The organism is Flavobacterium humi (genome assembly GCF_004745595.1).
In the GTDB taxonomy this organism is placed as follows: Bacteria; Bacteroidota; Bacteroidia; order Flavobacteriales; family Flavobacteriaceae; genus Flavobacterium; species Flavobacterium humi.
The window spans coordinates 246,540-259,101 of the sequence record NZ_SRLH01000002.1; the positions used below are offsets into that span (position 1 = coordinate 246,540).

The 12,562-nt window shown below is 41.7% G+C and carries 15 protein-coding genes; 5 read left to right on the forward strand and 10 right to left on the reverse strand.

Annotation, left to right across the window (positions count from 1 at the left end; all coding sequences use genetic code 11):
* Nucleotides 1-2: 2 nt before the first annotated feature.
* Nucleotides 3-449, reverse strand: a complete 447-nt coding sequence (locus E4635_RS04010; protein WP_246020675.1) for a YybH family protein — start codon at nucleotides 447-449, stop codon at nucleotides 3-5.
* A 328-nt stretch (nucleotides 450-777) separates the two neighbouring features.
* Here E4635_RS04010 and E4635_RS04015 point away from each other — a divergent pair, with 328 nt between their 5' ends.
* From E4635_RS04015 to E4635_RS04025, 3 genes are all read left to right on the forward strand, one after another.
* Nucleotides 778-1,425 (forward strand): hypothetical protein, encoded by a 648-nt coding sequence (locus E4635_RS04015; RefSeq protein WP_135525335.1) that lies wholly within the window; start codon nucleotides 778-780, stop codon nucleotides 1,423-1,425.
* 65 nt (nucleotides 1,426-1,490) lie between these two features.
* Nucleotides 1,491-1,727, forward strand: coding sequence for a CBU_0592 family membrane protein (locus E4635_RS04020; RefSeq protein WP_135525336.1), 237 nt, complete (start codon nucleotides 1,491-1,493; stop codon nucleotides 1,725-1,727).
* Nucleotides 1,728-1,734: 7 nt separating this feature from the next.
* Nucleotides 1,735-2,205: a nuclear transport factor 2 family protein gene (locus E4635_RS04025; protein WP_135525337.1), complete on the forward strand. Its 471-nt coding sequence runs from the start codon at nucleotides 1,735-1,737 to the stop codon at nucleotides 2,203-2,205.
* 10 nt (nucleotides 2,206-2,215) lie between these two features.
* Here E4635_RS04025 and E4635_RS04030 read toward each other — a convergent pair whose 3' ends face one another.
* The 7 genes from E4635_RS04030 to E4635_RS04060 form a co-directional block, all read right to left on the reverse strand.
* The gene (locus tag E4635_RS04030; protein WP_135525338.1) at nucleotides 2,216-3,265 is read right to left on the reverse strand and encodes an o-succinylbenzoate synthase; all 1,050 of its coding nucleotides are present in this window, start codon (nucleotides 3,263-3,265) and stop codon (nucleotides 2,216-2,218) included.
* A gap of 36 nt (nucleotides 3,266-3,301) precedes the next feature.
* On the reverse strand, nucleotides 3,302-4,507 hold the full coding sequence (locus E4635_RS04035; protein ID WP_135525339.1) for a tetratricopeptide repeat protein: 1,206 nt from the start codon (nucleotides 4,505-4,507) through the stop codon (nucleotides 3,302-3,304).
* 166 nt (nucleotides 4,508-4,673) lie between these two features.
* Entirely contained in the window at nucleotides 4,674-5,351 is a 678-nt protein-coding gene (locus tag E4635_RS04040; RefSeq protein ID WP_135525340.1) for a metal-dependent hydrolase, read from the reverse strand.
* Nucleotides 5,352-5,380: 29 nt separating this feature from the next.
* Complete coding sequence (gene menA, locus E4635_RS04045; RefSeq protein WP_135525341.1) at nucleotides 5,381-6,343, reverse strand: 1,4-dihydroxy-2-naphthoate octaprenyltransferase; 963 nt, start codon at nucleotides 6,341-6,343, stop codon at nucleotides 5,381-5,383.
* Nucleotides 6,344-6,387: 44 nt separating this feature from the next.
* Entirely contained in the window at nucleotides 6,388-7,890 is a 1,503-nt protein-coding gene (locus E4635_RS04050; RefSeq protein WP_135525342.1) for a PH domain-containing protein, read from the reverse strand.
* The gene (locus tag E4635_RS04055) at nucleotides 7,890-8,438 is read right to left on the reverse strand and encodes a PH domain-containing protein (protein WP_246020677.1); all 549 of its coding nucleotides are present in this window, start codon (nucleotides 8,436-8,438) and stop codon (nucleotides 7,890-7,892) included. The genes E4635_RS04050 and E4635_RS04055 overlap by 1 nt, the downstream gene beginning before the upstream one ends.
* 27 nt (nucleotides 8,439-8,465) lie before the next feature.
* Entirely contained in the window at nucleotides 8,466-9,305 is an 840-nt protein-coding gene (locus E4635_RS04060; protein WP_135525343.1) for a 1,4-dihydroxy-2-naphthoyl-CoA synthase, read from the reverse strand.
* A 71-nt stretch (nucleotides 9,306-9,376) separates the two neighbouring features.
* Here E4635_RS04060 and E4635_RS04065 point away from each other — a divergent pair, with 71 nt between their 5' ends.
* Together E4635_RS04065 and E4635_RS04070 are read left to right on the forward strand one after the other, a co-directional pair.
* Nucleotides 9,377-10,495 (forward strand): C1 family peptidase, encoded by a 1,119-nt coding sequence (locus E4635_RS04065; RefSeq protein WP_135525344.1) that lies wholly within the window; start codon nucleotides 9,377-9,379, stop codon nucleotides 10,493-10,495.
* A 203-nt stretch (nucleotides 10,496-10,698) separates the two neighbouring features.
* The gene (locus tag E4635_RS04070) at nucleotides 10,699-10,893 is read left to right on the forward strand and encodes a hypothetical protein (RefSeq protein ID WP_135525345.1); all 195 of its coding nucleotides are present in this window, start codon (nucleotides 10,699-10,701) and stop codon (nucleotides 10,891-10,893) included.
* A gap of 335 nt (nucleotides 10,894-11,228) precedes the next feature.
* Here E4635_RS04070 and E4635_RS04075 read toward each other — a convergent pair whose 3' ends face one another.
* Complete coding sequence (locus tag E4635_RS04075; protein ID WP_135525346.1) at nucleotides 11,229-12,077, reverse strand: CvfB family protein; 849 nt, start codon at nucleotides 12,075-12,077, stop codon at nucleotides 11,229-11,231.
* A 113-nt stretch (nucleotides 12,078-12,190) separates the two neighbouring features.
* Entirely contained in the window at nucleotides 12,191-12,532 is a 342-nt protein-coding gene (locus E4635_RS04080) for a DUF2853 family protein (RefSeq protein ID WP_135525347.1), read from the reverse strand.
* Between the last annotated feature and the right edge of the window lie 30 nt (nucleotides 12,533-12,562).

The following is a 12,562-nucleotide window of genomic DNA, read 5'->3' on the forward strand; positions in this document are numbered from 1 at the left end:
AATTATTTCGCCGGATGGTTGCTACTAAACATATCCCGGTGCATCTTCCAGCCGTTTTTAGTGTTTTTCCAGATCACAATCACCTTTCCGTCATCTAGTTTTTTGCCTTCCATGTCTGTCATTTCATAATAACTTTCTTCGGTTACGGATGTTTTTCCATCTCCGTACAGATGCTGGATAGAAAATGTAACCTGTACTTTAGGCCCGTTTTTAAAAAATCCTGCTATTTGCTCGCTTCCGCATAGCGGCGCGGCGTTAGGAGGAAGCAGGCAGGCATCATCGGTATACCTGGTAAGGATAGATCCGTCATTTTTGTTGGCAAGGTCCGCATAGATAGCATTGCTGGCTTCTATCGCCTTTCTGGCATCCTTCAGGGCAGGATTTTCGGTTTGGGCATTACAACAAAGTGTAAGCATCAGTAATCCGTTTAAAATAAGTGCTTTTTTCATTTTTTTTAATTTTTATCCAAAGTAAATCATTCCAATAGGATGGAAATTGTAAAATAACGAACAACTTTTATTTTCAACATTTAAAAAACTTATTAAACCCGGCAATATAACTTAAGAGCTCGATTTCTGTCGATTCTGGAGAAACCTGCCGAAGGAAGATTTTGATGCAATAGTATAAAACAAGTCTTTTTTTCATTAAATTTGAGTATACAAAGAAACTTGCTAAACTATTATAAATAAAGAAAATACACTGAAAGCTTCTTTATAAAAAAGCCGGAAGGAAAAACCGTAACCCTCAAATAACTATCAACATAAAAAAGTAAACATTATGGACTTATCATGCTTGTTAATCCCAGTGATCGCTGGTCTTGTCGGTGCGCTTTTAGGATATTTGGTCGGGAAAGCAAAATCCGGAGGAGGTACTTTACAATCACAACTGGAAGCCCGCGATTCCGAAAATACGATATTGAATGATACAATTTCAGCGCTGGAAAACGATTTGGCTGCTGCCAAAGCAGGAACGTCTTTAGCTGCGCTTCAGGCGGATTTGGAAGCTTGCAGATCCAATACGGCAAAACTCAATGCGATTATTTCTTCGCTACATACCGAAATAGATGCCATCAGGGCCAAACATTCCAGCTCGCAATCCTTTACAGCTGTGGCAGACCTGGAAATCCCTTTTGACGCAGACCTGGCAGCATCGGTTTACGGCAGGAAAATCCAGCAGGATGATTTGAAAATCGTGGAAGGAATTGGCCCGAAAATAGAAGAACTATACCATAATGCAGGCATTACAACCTGGAAGGCATTATCGGAAACTTCGCTGGAAAAACTCCAAGACATCCTTAGCGAAGCCGGCGAAGGATATGCCATGCACAATCCGTCAACATGGGCCAAACAATGCTTGCTGGCTTACCAGGGCAAATGGAAGGAATTGAAAGACTGGCAGGAAAATTTAGATGGCGGGAAAGAATAATTACTAAATCTTATCAATACCAACCACGCTTTATAGTGTGGTTTTTTTATCTTTGGAAGAAAAAAATGGATTATAACGACATTATCGGCACAATAGGCGTCGGAATTATTTTAATTGCTTATTTCCTGAATATATTTTCACTGATCCCTAAAGACGGTAAATTCTATTTTGTCTTAAATGTTTTAGGCGCTTCGATTGCCTGTTATGCCTCGATCCTAATCTATTATATGCCCTTTATAATCCTGGAAGGGACTTGGGCTGCAGTGAGTGTTGTCGGATTAATCAAATGCCTTAAAAAATAAGATTCCTATGGAAAATAGTGCTGTAATAACAAGATTTTATACTGCTTTCTCTAACTCCGATGCCATAGAAATGATCAGTTGCTACCATGACGAAGCTGTTTTTGAAGATCCTGCCTTTGGGAAATTGAACCGGAAAGAAGTGGCCGCTATGTGGAAAATGCTCCTGGAAAGGAGTAAAGGGAATCTAAAAGTGGCATTTAAAGATGTCGTTTCCGATGAAAATTCGGGTGCTGCAACCTGGATTGCTACTTATATTTTTAGCCAGACCAACCGAAAAGTAGTCAATACAATCCATGCCGAATTTGAATTTAAAGATGGGCTTATCTTGAAACATAAGGACAATTTTGACATTTACAAATGGTCAAAACAGGCATTGGGCTGGAAAGGTTTTTTGTTGGGATGGACACCTTTTATGCAAAACGGAATCCAGCAAAATGCCAAAAAAGCATTGTCAAATTACATGCAGAAAAACGCATAAAAACGTTTTTTTATTGTAGCAAAACATCAATCCTTTGGTTCCAATCCAGTTCAGGATTATAATACAAACGGCCGTTTTTAACCTCAAGCGGCCCACCAAAATTATTGGTAAAAAGCGCTCCTGTACCAAGTCCTTGCGGCATAGGATTCCCTTTTAAAAATGTAAATTGAGTGATGGCGTTCAAGCCGATATTGGACTCCAAAGCAGAGGTAATCCACCATCCTATTTTATGTTTTTCTGCCAATGAAATCCACTCTTCCGTGCCTCGGATCCCACCTATAAAACTCGGTTTTAAAATGATATATTGCGGCTTAACGGCAAGCAATAATGCTTCTTTTTCAGGGTAGGTGAACACCCCTATGAGTTCTTCATCGAGCGCGATGGGCAAAACAGTGTTTTTACACAGGTATGACATCATGTCAGTATGATTTTTAGATATAGGCTGCTCTATACTATGCAACTGAAAACCAGCTAATTGATTTATTTTATATAAAGCTTCCTTTTCACTAAAAGCACCATTGGCATCTACCCTTATTTCTATTTGATCTGGGGTAAAATCCTGGCGGATATGATGCAATAATTGCAGTTCTGTATCAAAATCTATAGCTCCGATTTTAAGTTTTATGCACTGGAAACCCTGCGCCAATTTCTCCTCTACCTGCTGCTTCATAAAGGCAGCATCGCCCATCCAGACCAGGCCGTTTATCAGGATACTTTCCTGGCCCGAAGTAAAGGCGGAAGGAAACAGCAAAAAAGGACTTTCACTTGTTAAGGAACGGAACGCCATCTCGACCCCAAACTGGATGGAAGGAAACTCCAGCAACGATTCCCAAAGCGCTTTTTCACCCAAATGGATATTCGCACAGACCCACTGTAATTTTTGTTCGTAATCCGGTCTGTCATCGGCACTGAGCCCTCGCAAAATACCACACTCGCCTATACCCTTCCTGCCATTGTTTTCCAGGACAAGGAACCAGGTTTCTTTTTGGGTCAGGATGCCTCGTGAGGTTCCGGATGGTTTTTTAAAATCGAGATGGTACTGATGATAGGTCGCTTTCAATTGGGATAAGATTAGATATTGGTTCGCAGAGGACTTTTAGTCCATCAGTCGTAATACTTTTTTGAAATCATCAGAAGGCAGGTTCGCTTTTTGGAAAGTATCCAGGTCATTGATCGTTTTGTTTTTCCAGGTCTGGTTTGCGGAAACATTTTGCTCCTTGAACTTCTGATGGATTTCCCTGCAGGCGGCCATATTATCCAGGAACATGTAGGTATGCGCGAGGTTTAATTGCACGAGCAACTCACTTGGATCTATTTTTTCGGCTATTTTAAGCGATTTAAGCGCTTTTTCGAACTGTCTGGTGAAAATATACTGTTCGGCCTGGGAATTGTAATCTAAGGCCGTCCCTTTGCCTTTTTCGATGATCTTTTCGTTGAGGAGCTGGAGCGCATTTTCGAATTTGCCCTGCAATGCCATTGTTTTGGCCTCCATACGGATGATTTTATTAAAAACCTGAGTGTTGTTGGTTTCAGCCAAAGCTGCATCTTCAAATTTAGCAAGTACCACGTTTTTTTCAGTGGCTGAAAGTTTCTGGAATTCCTGGAATTTGTATTCTTTCTGGATTTTCTCAATCATGGTAAAACAAAATGCATCCGGATTAGGCAGCCTCAGCGCAGTTTCGGAAGTCTTGATGAAGCCCGAAACAATCTTCCTGTTGTCTTGGCTCCAGCCCCGGCTGGCTTTCTTATCGACCCATGGCACGATTTCCAGTACGATTTTCTCGTTCATGATCCAGTTTTTGTTTTCAAAGGCAAACCACAGGATACGGGTGTTTTCAGTAAGGCAGGTAGATTTTTGCATCGAAACAACCTTTACATCTTTGCTGACCGGATTGGGCTGGTACAGGCATGCTTTTTTGAAATCGCCCGATTTTGCATAGTCAGACGCTTTATCGCTATCGGTAAAAATACCGTAGGTGCAAGTATCGCTCCCGGAAATAGCAGAAGCCAGCGAAAGTGCTCCTCCGGCCCCTTTCCCGATATAATACGGATCCGGGATTGATTTTAGTACCGAAGCCAAATCGCCGACCATCTTCTGGTTCTCGTCCAGCAAGGTGATCCTGTACACGAATTCTGTTGTTCCTATGGGAAGATCTTCCGATTTGATGACAATCTTATCTCCGGCAGATAATTTGATTTCCTTATTGGTTATCCTTTCCTTATCCCAATAACCATCCATTTCCTGGGAAAATGATGCCTGGGAAACCAAAAAGACAAAAAGGGGCAGTATTTTGAATTTCATTGTAAAATTTTAGGGAATTACAGCAATTTGAATGCCATAATCCGGTTGAACTATAAAAGGGCCCTGCAATCTTGTTGCAAGCGTATTGGAGGTATACTGCAAGTATCCTGCACTCTAACTGCACTCTGACTGCACTCTAGCGGCAATCTAGAGAAATTGAAAAAGGCTAAAGATCGATACTCTGGCCTATGTCGAGCAGCATCAGGTCTTTCCCTGCGTCAAAGAATTTCTTTTTGGCTTCGTCATGGTCAATTACAATAAAACCGAAAGTATCGAAATGATAACCCAGGACTTTGTCGCAATCCACAAAATCAGAAGCGATGATGGCATCATCAACATCCATCGTAAAATTATTGCCGATAGGGAAGATGGCCAGGTCAAGCTTGGTACGCATCGGGATGAGTTTCATATCCATGGTCAGGGCGGTATCCCCTGCGATATAGATATTCTTATGTTCGCCTTCGATTACAAAACCGCCCGGTTGCCCGCCATAACTGCCATCCGGGAATGAACTCGTATGGATGGCATTAACGTATTTTACGTTCCCGAAATCAAAATCCCAGCTGCCTCCGTGGTTCATCGGATGGAACTGGAAACCTTTATTCCCGTAATGTGTGGCAATTTCGTAATTGGAAACGATAATCGCATTGGTCCTTTTGGCAATGGCTTCCACATCGAGGATATGGTCCTGGTGGGCATGGGTAAGCAAAATATAATCTGCCTTGAGTGTATTGATATCGATATGGGCCGCTTTGGGATTGCCGCTGATAAAGGGGTCTACCAAAATATTTTTCCCTGAAACCTCAATTCCTATTGAAGCATGTCCGTAAAATGTTATTTTCATAGTCTCTGGATTTAAGTATGGTTAACGGCTTACCTTCCGCCTAAAAAAAGATTCACGATGATATCCGAAAAGAAATAAATCAGGCATAAAGAAAGCAATAACGAAAGCAGAAAAGTACTGATCGCGACTTTTTTCAATTCCGGGTCCAACGCCCTTGGTTCCTTGTTTTTATAAACGGTAACCAAATGCTTTACAAGCGGGATATAAGCCAGCAGGAAAAGGTACTGATCGAAGTGGAAGTGCTGCAAAACCGCAAATACGAGAATCAGCACCATGGCCGTTACAATCAGGAAATAATGGTAGATTTTCGCTTTTTCGCCACCTATTTTGACTACAATAGTGTTTTTCCCGGCTTTTTTATCAGAAGCCTCATCGCGCATATTATTCAGGTTGAGCACCCCTACGCTCAACATCCCGATAGCGGCGGCAGGAAGCACCAATTGCCAGTCGAATTGTTTCGAATAAAGGAAATTAACCCCTAAAGTACTGACCAAGCCGAAGAAAACGAATACAAAAACATCACCAAATCCTTTATAGCCATAAGCCGAATTGCCCACCGTATACCGAATAGCGGAAGCAATGGCCAAAATGCCCAATGCCAGGAAAAACAGGGAATACCCCAAATGATTGTCCCGGAAAGAAAGATAAATCAGTAAAACCGCTGAAATGAAAGTGAGAGTTGCAGTAATGTACATGGCCTTCTTCATCGCTTTTGGCGTAATAACGCCGCTTTGTATGGCACGTGCAGGCCCTATCCTGTCCTCGTTGTCGGTACCTTTGACCCCGTCTCCGTAATCGTTGGCAAAATTAGACAGGATCTGCAAGCCTAATGTGGTCAGCATGGCAAAACCGAAAATTTTCCAGCTGAATACCTGTGTTGGTGTTAAAATATCGTTGGTCGGGTTTGCCAATGCGTATAAACTTCCTACCATAATCCCGGAAACGGAAAGTGGTAAGGTTCTTAATCGTGCCGCTTCAATCCAATGTTTCATTTTTGATGAATTAATTTAATCATTATTTAGTCCTGCAACCTGTTTTACATCCAATTGCTGTCCGATGTTTCTATTCTGTATAGCCAAAGGTTCACATAGGCTTTGATGGCCGTAAAATCCCCCAACTGGAAAGCGAGGTTCCCTCCTGCCGTATGCAAGGTCAGGTAACCGATATCCGCGCTTTTGTGCCAAAACAGCTGTGACGTGGTGATGGCCTGGATTTTCATAGGTTCTATTATCTCGTGGGCGATATCCCAGGCTCCGCTTTGCTTTATGATAAAACCGTCATTGATGAACAAACGGTAATTGCGGAAACCGAAGAAATGCACCAAACCGAAAAAAACCGCATACAAAGGCGTCAGGTAGGCAAACTGCATCATTTGCGGGCCCACATTTGTGCCTATGATGAAAAAACCTGTTAAAGGTACTACTATTGTAAGGAATATGGAAAAAACAAGTTTGCGAAAATTCGGTTTGAGCATCACTCCTTTTTCCGGTACTTTCCCAAAAAGCAGTTTCAATATTTCATCTTTTTCATATTCGTTGCAGCCGGGAATCTCAATGGCTGATTTGCGTTCTTCCCTTTCGTCCCCGCTTGCCTGCTTTATTTTCAGTTCCAGGATGTTCATTTTCTTTTGGAAATAATTCCGGGAAACGGTTGTCACCTGGACTTTTTCGGGTTTGATGATGGTGCTTTTGGTATTCAACAAGCCAAACGAGAGCAATAATGATCCCTTTTGCCGTGCGATTTTATAATCGAAATAACGCACAATAACCCTGAAAAGATTGATGACCAGGACAGCGGAAAGCAATAATGCGATCACAAAAGCTATCGATTCTATAGCCAGGCTTTTATCGATATAGGTATCAATACGGCTCTTATCGAAGGTGGAATGCTCCGCAAGATTGTTGACGTTTTCCCATACCGTGGCAAAAAAAGCCAGGATAATACCCAGGCTCCGGATATAATTGGAGGTAATCCCGATCTTTAAAAGGCTTATAAAACTGATTTGTATGAACGGTGGTACTTCAGCCGGTACCTCTTGATGGTTTTCGGGCGCTGCAGCTTCCGCAGCTGCTTTACGCTCGTTATTGAGCAGGCATGCTTTCAGTTCCAGGGCCAGCGGATGTGAAATGGCCTTGATTTTTCCTTCTTTTTTAGCACTTCCGGCCGTATCTACATCTAACGAATACACGCCTATGATCCTTTGGATTAAAGACTGGCTGATGTTTACCTGCTGGATCTTATCGAGCTGGACCGTAGTCCTGGATTTATTCAAAACTCCTTCGTTGATGACAAACTCCTGGTTTTCGTAATCCAGGAAAAAAGTAAAATTGAGGTACCTTAAGTACGCGAAAATGGCAATAACCAGGAAAAGCCCCGCAACAACCAGCAAAAAGTAGGTTTTATTGATTTCGTTGAACTTAAAGATCCAAACAACCAAAATAGGCCACAACCCTCTTGCCCAATGCCGGATGGTGTCAAAAAACATGACCAGCACCCCTATGGGAGACTGGCGCCGCGGCTGGGTAAAGCTGGTTTCCATTACAGTTGTTTTTGAATTTTGCCCATTAAGAGCTGCTTGATGTTTTCGGCCTGTTCTTTTTGAATACCTGGTATTTCGATATCGCTCGAATTGCCTCCAGCCGTGAAAATCTCGATCTTGGCCAAACCAAAATACCGGGATACCAATCCTTCGTGCAAAGCCACGTGTTGTACCCGGTTATAAGGGATCACAACCGTGTTGGTGGCAATTACCCCGTGACGGAAAAGGACATCGTGATGACGGAAAGCAAACGCTTTTTTGCGGAAACCGATCCTTGAAAAAAACAAGGACAGGACCACTATTAGTAAGAAGGCTATGCTTGCTGCCAGCCGGAACCCGGCAAAATCATCGACACAAAACAAGGCAAACCCCAGCAATGTTGCTGCGATGAGGAAAAACACGGCCCATTGTATAATAACCACCTTCCAGTAATCCGGATGCAGGGCCGTAAACCGGACTTCCTCAAATTTGGGAAGCGAACCGATATCTATTGTTTCGTTTGTAAAGTTTTCCATTTTGGTATAAGAGGATTGACGGCTTGATGCCATTTATCTAAAAACAATTTTGCGTTTAGATTACGGCAGCCATTTTTTAATAAAGTTCGGTTTGCGTTTTTCCAGGAATGCATCGCGGCCTTCCTTGGCTTCTTCGGTCATATAGGCTAAACGGGTCGCTTCTCCTGCAAAAACCTGCTGCCCGACCATACCGTCGTCTGTTAAATTCATAGCAAACTTGAGCATTTTTATCGAAGTAGGTGATTTGGCCAGGATTTCCTGTGCCCATTCGAAGGCCGTATCTTCGAGCTCCGCGTGAGGGATCACGGCATTGACCATACCCATCTCGAAGGCTTCCTGTGCGGAATAATTCCTTCCTAAAAAGAAAATTTCACGGGCTTTTTTCTGTCCTACCATTTTAGCTAAATAAGCAGAACCGTAACCACCGTCGAAACTGGTCACATCGGCATCTGTCTGCTTAAAGATGGCGTGTTCCTTACTGGCCAAAGTCAGGTCGCAAACCACATGCAAACTGTGCCCGCCTCCAACGGCCCAGCCCGGCACTACACAAATAACCGCTTTAGGCATAAAACGGATTAAACGTTGTACATCGAGGATATTCAACCTGTGGTAACCGTCATCGCCAACATAGCCTTGATGGCCTCTTGCTTTTTGGTCCCCGCCACTGCAGAATGACCAAATCCCGTCTTTGGAAGACGGCCCTTCGGCAGAAAGCAACACAACCCCTATGGAAGTATCTTCCTGGGCATCATGAAAGGCCTGCAGCAATTCGGCTGTTGTTTTAGGACGGAAGGCATTCCTTACATCGGGACGGTTGAAAGCGATACGCGCTACGCCATCGCATTTTTTATAGGTTATATCTTCAAATTCTCTGACTGTTTTCCAGTTTATGGCACTCATAGTATACTATTTTTAGCGTAAAAATAACTATTTTTTATATTATCTTGCGGTTTCAAAAAAATTAAAATACAATGAAAAAATTATTTGTTTCCGCCGCTTTGCTGGGTTTGATTTTCGCTGCAAACGCTCAAAAATATGAATTTCAAACCGTTACTGACCTGGAAGCCTTACCGGTCATCAGCCAGGGGAATTCCGGGACATGCTGGAGTTTTTCGACCTCATCTTTCCTGGAATCTGAAATTATCCGCCTGACGGGGAAAAAAATCGACCTTTCCGAAATGTACCAGGTACGCAATACCTATCCTAAAAAAGCTGAAAATTATATCCTGCGCCAAGGGAAAACACAATTTGGCGAAGGCGGGCTGGCCCACGATGTGATTAATTCCGCAGCCGATTACGGTATTGTCCCTAACAGTGTGTATACCGGGCTGAACGGTACTTATGAAAACCACAACCATTCCGAAATGGTCGCTGTCATTGAAAGCATGCTCAAAACATATGTAGACAATCCTGCCAAGAAACTATCCCCGAACTGGAGGAATGCCGTAGCAGCCATCCTGGATGTGTATATGGGCAAAAATCCTGCTGAATTTACCTTTGAAGGAAAGAAATATACGCCTTTGAGCTTTTTGGCCATGACCAAAATCAAACCGGCCGATTATGTGACCATCACTTCCTTTACACACGTTCCCAATTACAGGCCGTTTATATTGAATATCCCTGATAATTTCTCGAACGGGAGTTTTTACAACCTTCCGCTTACGGAATTTATAGACAACATTGACCATGCGCTGGCTACCGGTTATACTGTGGAATTGGATTGCGATGTGAGCGAACCTACTTTTTCTGCCAAAAACGGCGTAGCGGTTATTCCTGCCGATAGTGAAGACGACAAAACCATCCTTACCGAAATCAAGCCGGAGAAAGCCATTACTCCTGAATACCGCCAGCAAGAATTTGAAAACCTGACCACTACCGATGACCACCTGATGCATATTGTAGGGAAAATGAAAGACCAAAAAGGCAACGTGTATTATAAAGTGAAAAATTCCTGGGGAACAGACGGGAAACGTGTTGCCAACGGTGGTTACGTGTACATGAGCGTGGCTTACATGAAACTGAAAGCTATCTCGGTTTTGGTTCATAAAGAAGCACTTCAAAAAAGCACGAAGCAGAATTTAGGCTTATAAATACCGGTGGTTTGCTACAAAAGAGGCAAATTGTAAAACAATTCAGCAGTAAATCTTCCAAAATGTTAAATTTTGAAAATAATCCTCTTTTTTAGAATTTTATATTTCAAATTTTATTAATTTTAATGTATTGGAAATCAGTATTTTATATTGTTTCCATTTTGTATAATTTTTCACGGATTTATTAACTAAAAAAGTATTTTTTGAAAAAAATTGTTTTAATTGCCGCTCTTATAGTTGCGCTAGGTGCATTTGTTACTAGTTGTAATAAAAAAGTAGAAACCTCTAACGATGAACAAGTAGCAACTGAGCAGATAGCTCCTGAAGTTGTTGACAGTGTGAAAACAGATACAGTAGCCCCTATGGTTGAACCAAAGGATTCGATTAGCAAAAAATAATCTTCCGCTACAATCTTTAAATTATTTTTCAAACCACAGGCAACAAAGCGAATACCGGTTTTGATACTGAAATGACAGAATGAGTTGTTTAATGGCACAAAAAAAATTGGAATAAGAAAGAGAAGATATTAGATTTCAAATTCTCTAGTGAAAGGAATTATTCCAAAAAAAAAGTTTATTTAATTTTTTGATTTTAGTAAAGAATGTTATTATCACTTTACGTATGTTATCGTTTATTTCAGCGATGGAATAAATAGGAAAATGCCAACCCAAAAGGATTGGCATTTTTTGTTTAAGCATGCGCGAGAATGCAGAAACAGGAAGACATACCGGTTTTATTGTATCAAATAAATACCGTCTTCCTTAATCTCTATCAGCTTTTGTTTGTATAATGTCCCAATAGCTTTCTTGAATGTCTTTTTGCTCATCCTGAGCACTGTTTTGATATCTTCCGGGTGCGAATTATCGTTTAAGCGAAGGAAACCTCGGCTTGCGCGGAGCTCATCGAGGATAGCTTCTGCACTGGGCTCGATCTTTTCGAAACCTAATTTAGAAGTCGAAACATCTATTTTGCCATCTGGCCTGATGTGCTTGATATAGCCCACAATCCTGTCGCCGGTACGCAGGTCGTCGTACACTTCGTTTTTGTATAGAAGCCCTTTGTGTTTTTCATTGATAATGACATTGATCCCTACTTCTGTGATGTGGGAAACAATCAGGTCAACTTCTTCACCTTCTTCCACTGTGATATTCTCATTGTTGAGGAACTGGTTGGTTTTGCTGGAGCCTACCAAACGATTGGTTTTTTCGTCCATGTACATATATACCAGGTAGCGTTTTCCTTGTTCCATAGGCCTTGCCTGCTCTTTAAAAGGCACAAAAAGATCCTTTTCCATCCCCCAATTCATAAAAGCCCCGACCTGGTTTACATAATTGACACGCAAAAGCGAAAATTCATTCAGGTAAATATAAGGCTCCAGGGTTGTGGCCACCGGCCTTTCCTCATGGTCCAGATAAACGAAAACAGCAATTTCATCCCCGATATTGAATTGAGCGGGAATATATTTTATAGGCAATAATATGTCTTTGCTAGGGTCTTTGTTTTCTTCAGGTTCGCCTAAATACAGGCCTACCTTCGTTTCCCTAAGTATGGTTAGTGTGTTGTATTTTCCAATTTGAATCATAATGCTAATTTCATTCTTACATTTTCTGGGGCAAAGGTACAAAGTTTGTAAGTTGTTCCGATAAAAAAAGCGTCCCATTTCTGAAACGCTTCCATATCCTTTATTATAATAGCTTATTTGTATACGCTTTCTTTCTTGAAATGAACCGCAAGAAGATAATACACTACAGCCCTGTATTTGTTTTTGTTTGATTTACCATATTTTTCCAGCACGGCATCAATTCCTTTGTCCAAATCCGGTCCGTCTTTAAGGCCTAACTTCTTAATTAAGAAATTATTCTTTACCGTGTCCAGTTCTGATTGCTGTGATCCGGAAACAGTAGCGGCATCAGGATTGTAAATAGATGGCCCACAACCTATTGTCACTTTCGTCAATAAGGCCATGTCTGCTGCTACACCACATTTGTCCTTTAAATCGGCGGCGTATTTTACGATTAAATCATCTCTTTTGCTCATAGTTGTTAAGTTTATAGTTTAATACTAATC

Bases quoted from the DNA above. Each gene is read 5' to 3' on its own strand.
- E4635_RS04010 (WP_246020675.1), bottom strand. From the start codon at position 449: ATGAAAAAAGCACTTATTTTAAACGGATTACTGATGCTTACACTTTGT.
- E4635_RS04015 (WP_135525335.1), top strand. From the start codon at position 778: ATGGACTTATCATGCTTGTTAATCCCAGTGATCGCTGGTCTTGTCGGT.
- E4635_RS04020 (WP_135525336.1), top strand. From the start codon at position 1,491: ATGGATTATAACGACATTATCGGCACAATAGGCGTCGGAATTATTTTA.
- E4635_RS04025 (WP_135525337.1), top strand. From the start codon at position 1,735: ATGGAAAATAGTGCTGTAATAACAAGATTTTATACTGCTTTCTCTAAC.
- E4635_RS04035 (WP_135525339.1), bottom strand. From the start codon at position 4,507: ATGAAATTCAAAATACTGCCCCTTTTTGTCTTTTTGGTTTCCCAGGCA.
- E4635_RS04040 (WP_135525340.1), bottom strand. From the start codon at position 5,351: ATGAAAATAACATTTTACGGACATGCTTCAATAGGAATTGAGGTTTCA.
- menA (WP_135525341.1), bottom strand. From the start codon at position 6,343: ATGAAACATTGGATTGAAGCGGCACGATTAAGAACCTTACCACTTTCC.
- E4635_RS04050 (WP_135525342.1), bottom strand. From the start codon at position 7,890: ATGGAAACCAGCTTTACCCAGCCGCGGCGCCAGTCTCCCATAGGGGTG.
- E4635_RS04055 (WP_246020677.1), bottom strand. From the start codon at position 8,438: ATGGCATCAAGCCGTCAATCCTCTTATACCAAAATGGAAAACTTTACA.
- E4635_RS04060 (WP_135525343.1), bottom strand. From the start codon at position 9,305: ATGAGTGCCATAAACTGGAAAACAGTCAGAGAATTTGAAGATATAACC.
- E4635_RS04065 (WP_135525344.1), top strand. From the start codon at position 9,377: ATGAAAAAATTATTTGTTTCCGCCGCTTTGCTGGGTTTGATTTTCGCT.
- E4635_RS04075 (WP_135525346.1), bottom strand. From the start codon at position 12,077: ATGATTCAAATTGGAAAATACAACACACTAACCATACTTAGGGAAACG.
- E4635_RS04080 (WP_135525347.1), bottom strand. From the start codon at position 12,532: ATGAGCAAAAGAGATGATTTAATCGTAAAATACGCCGCCGATTTAAAG.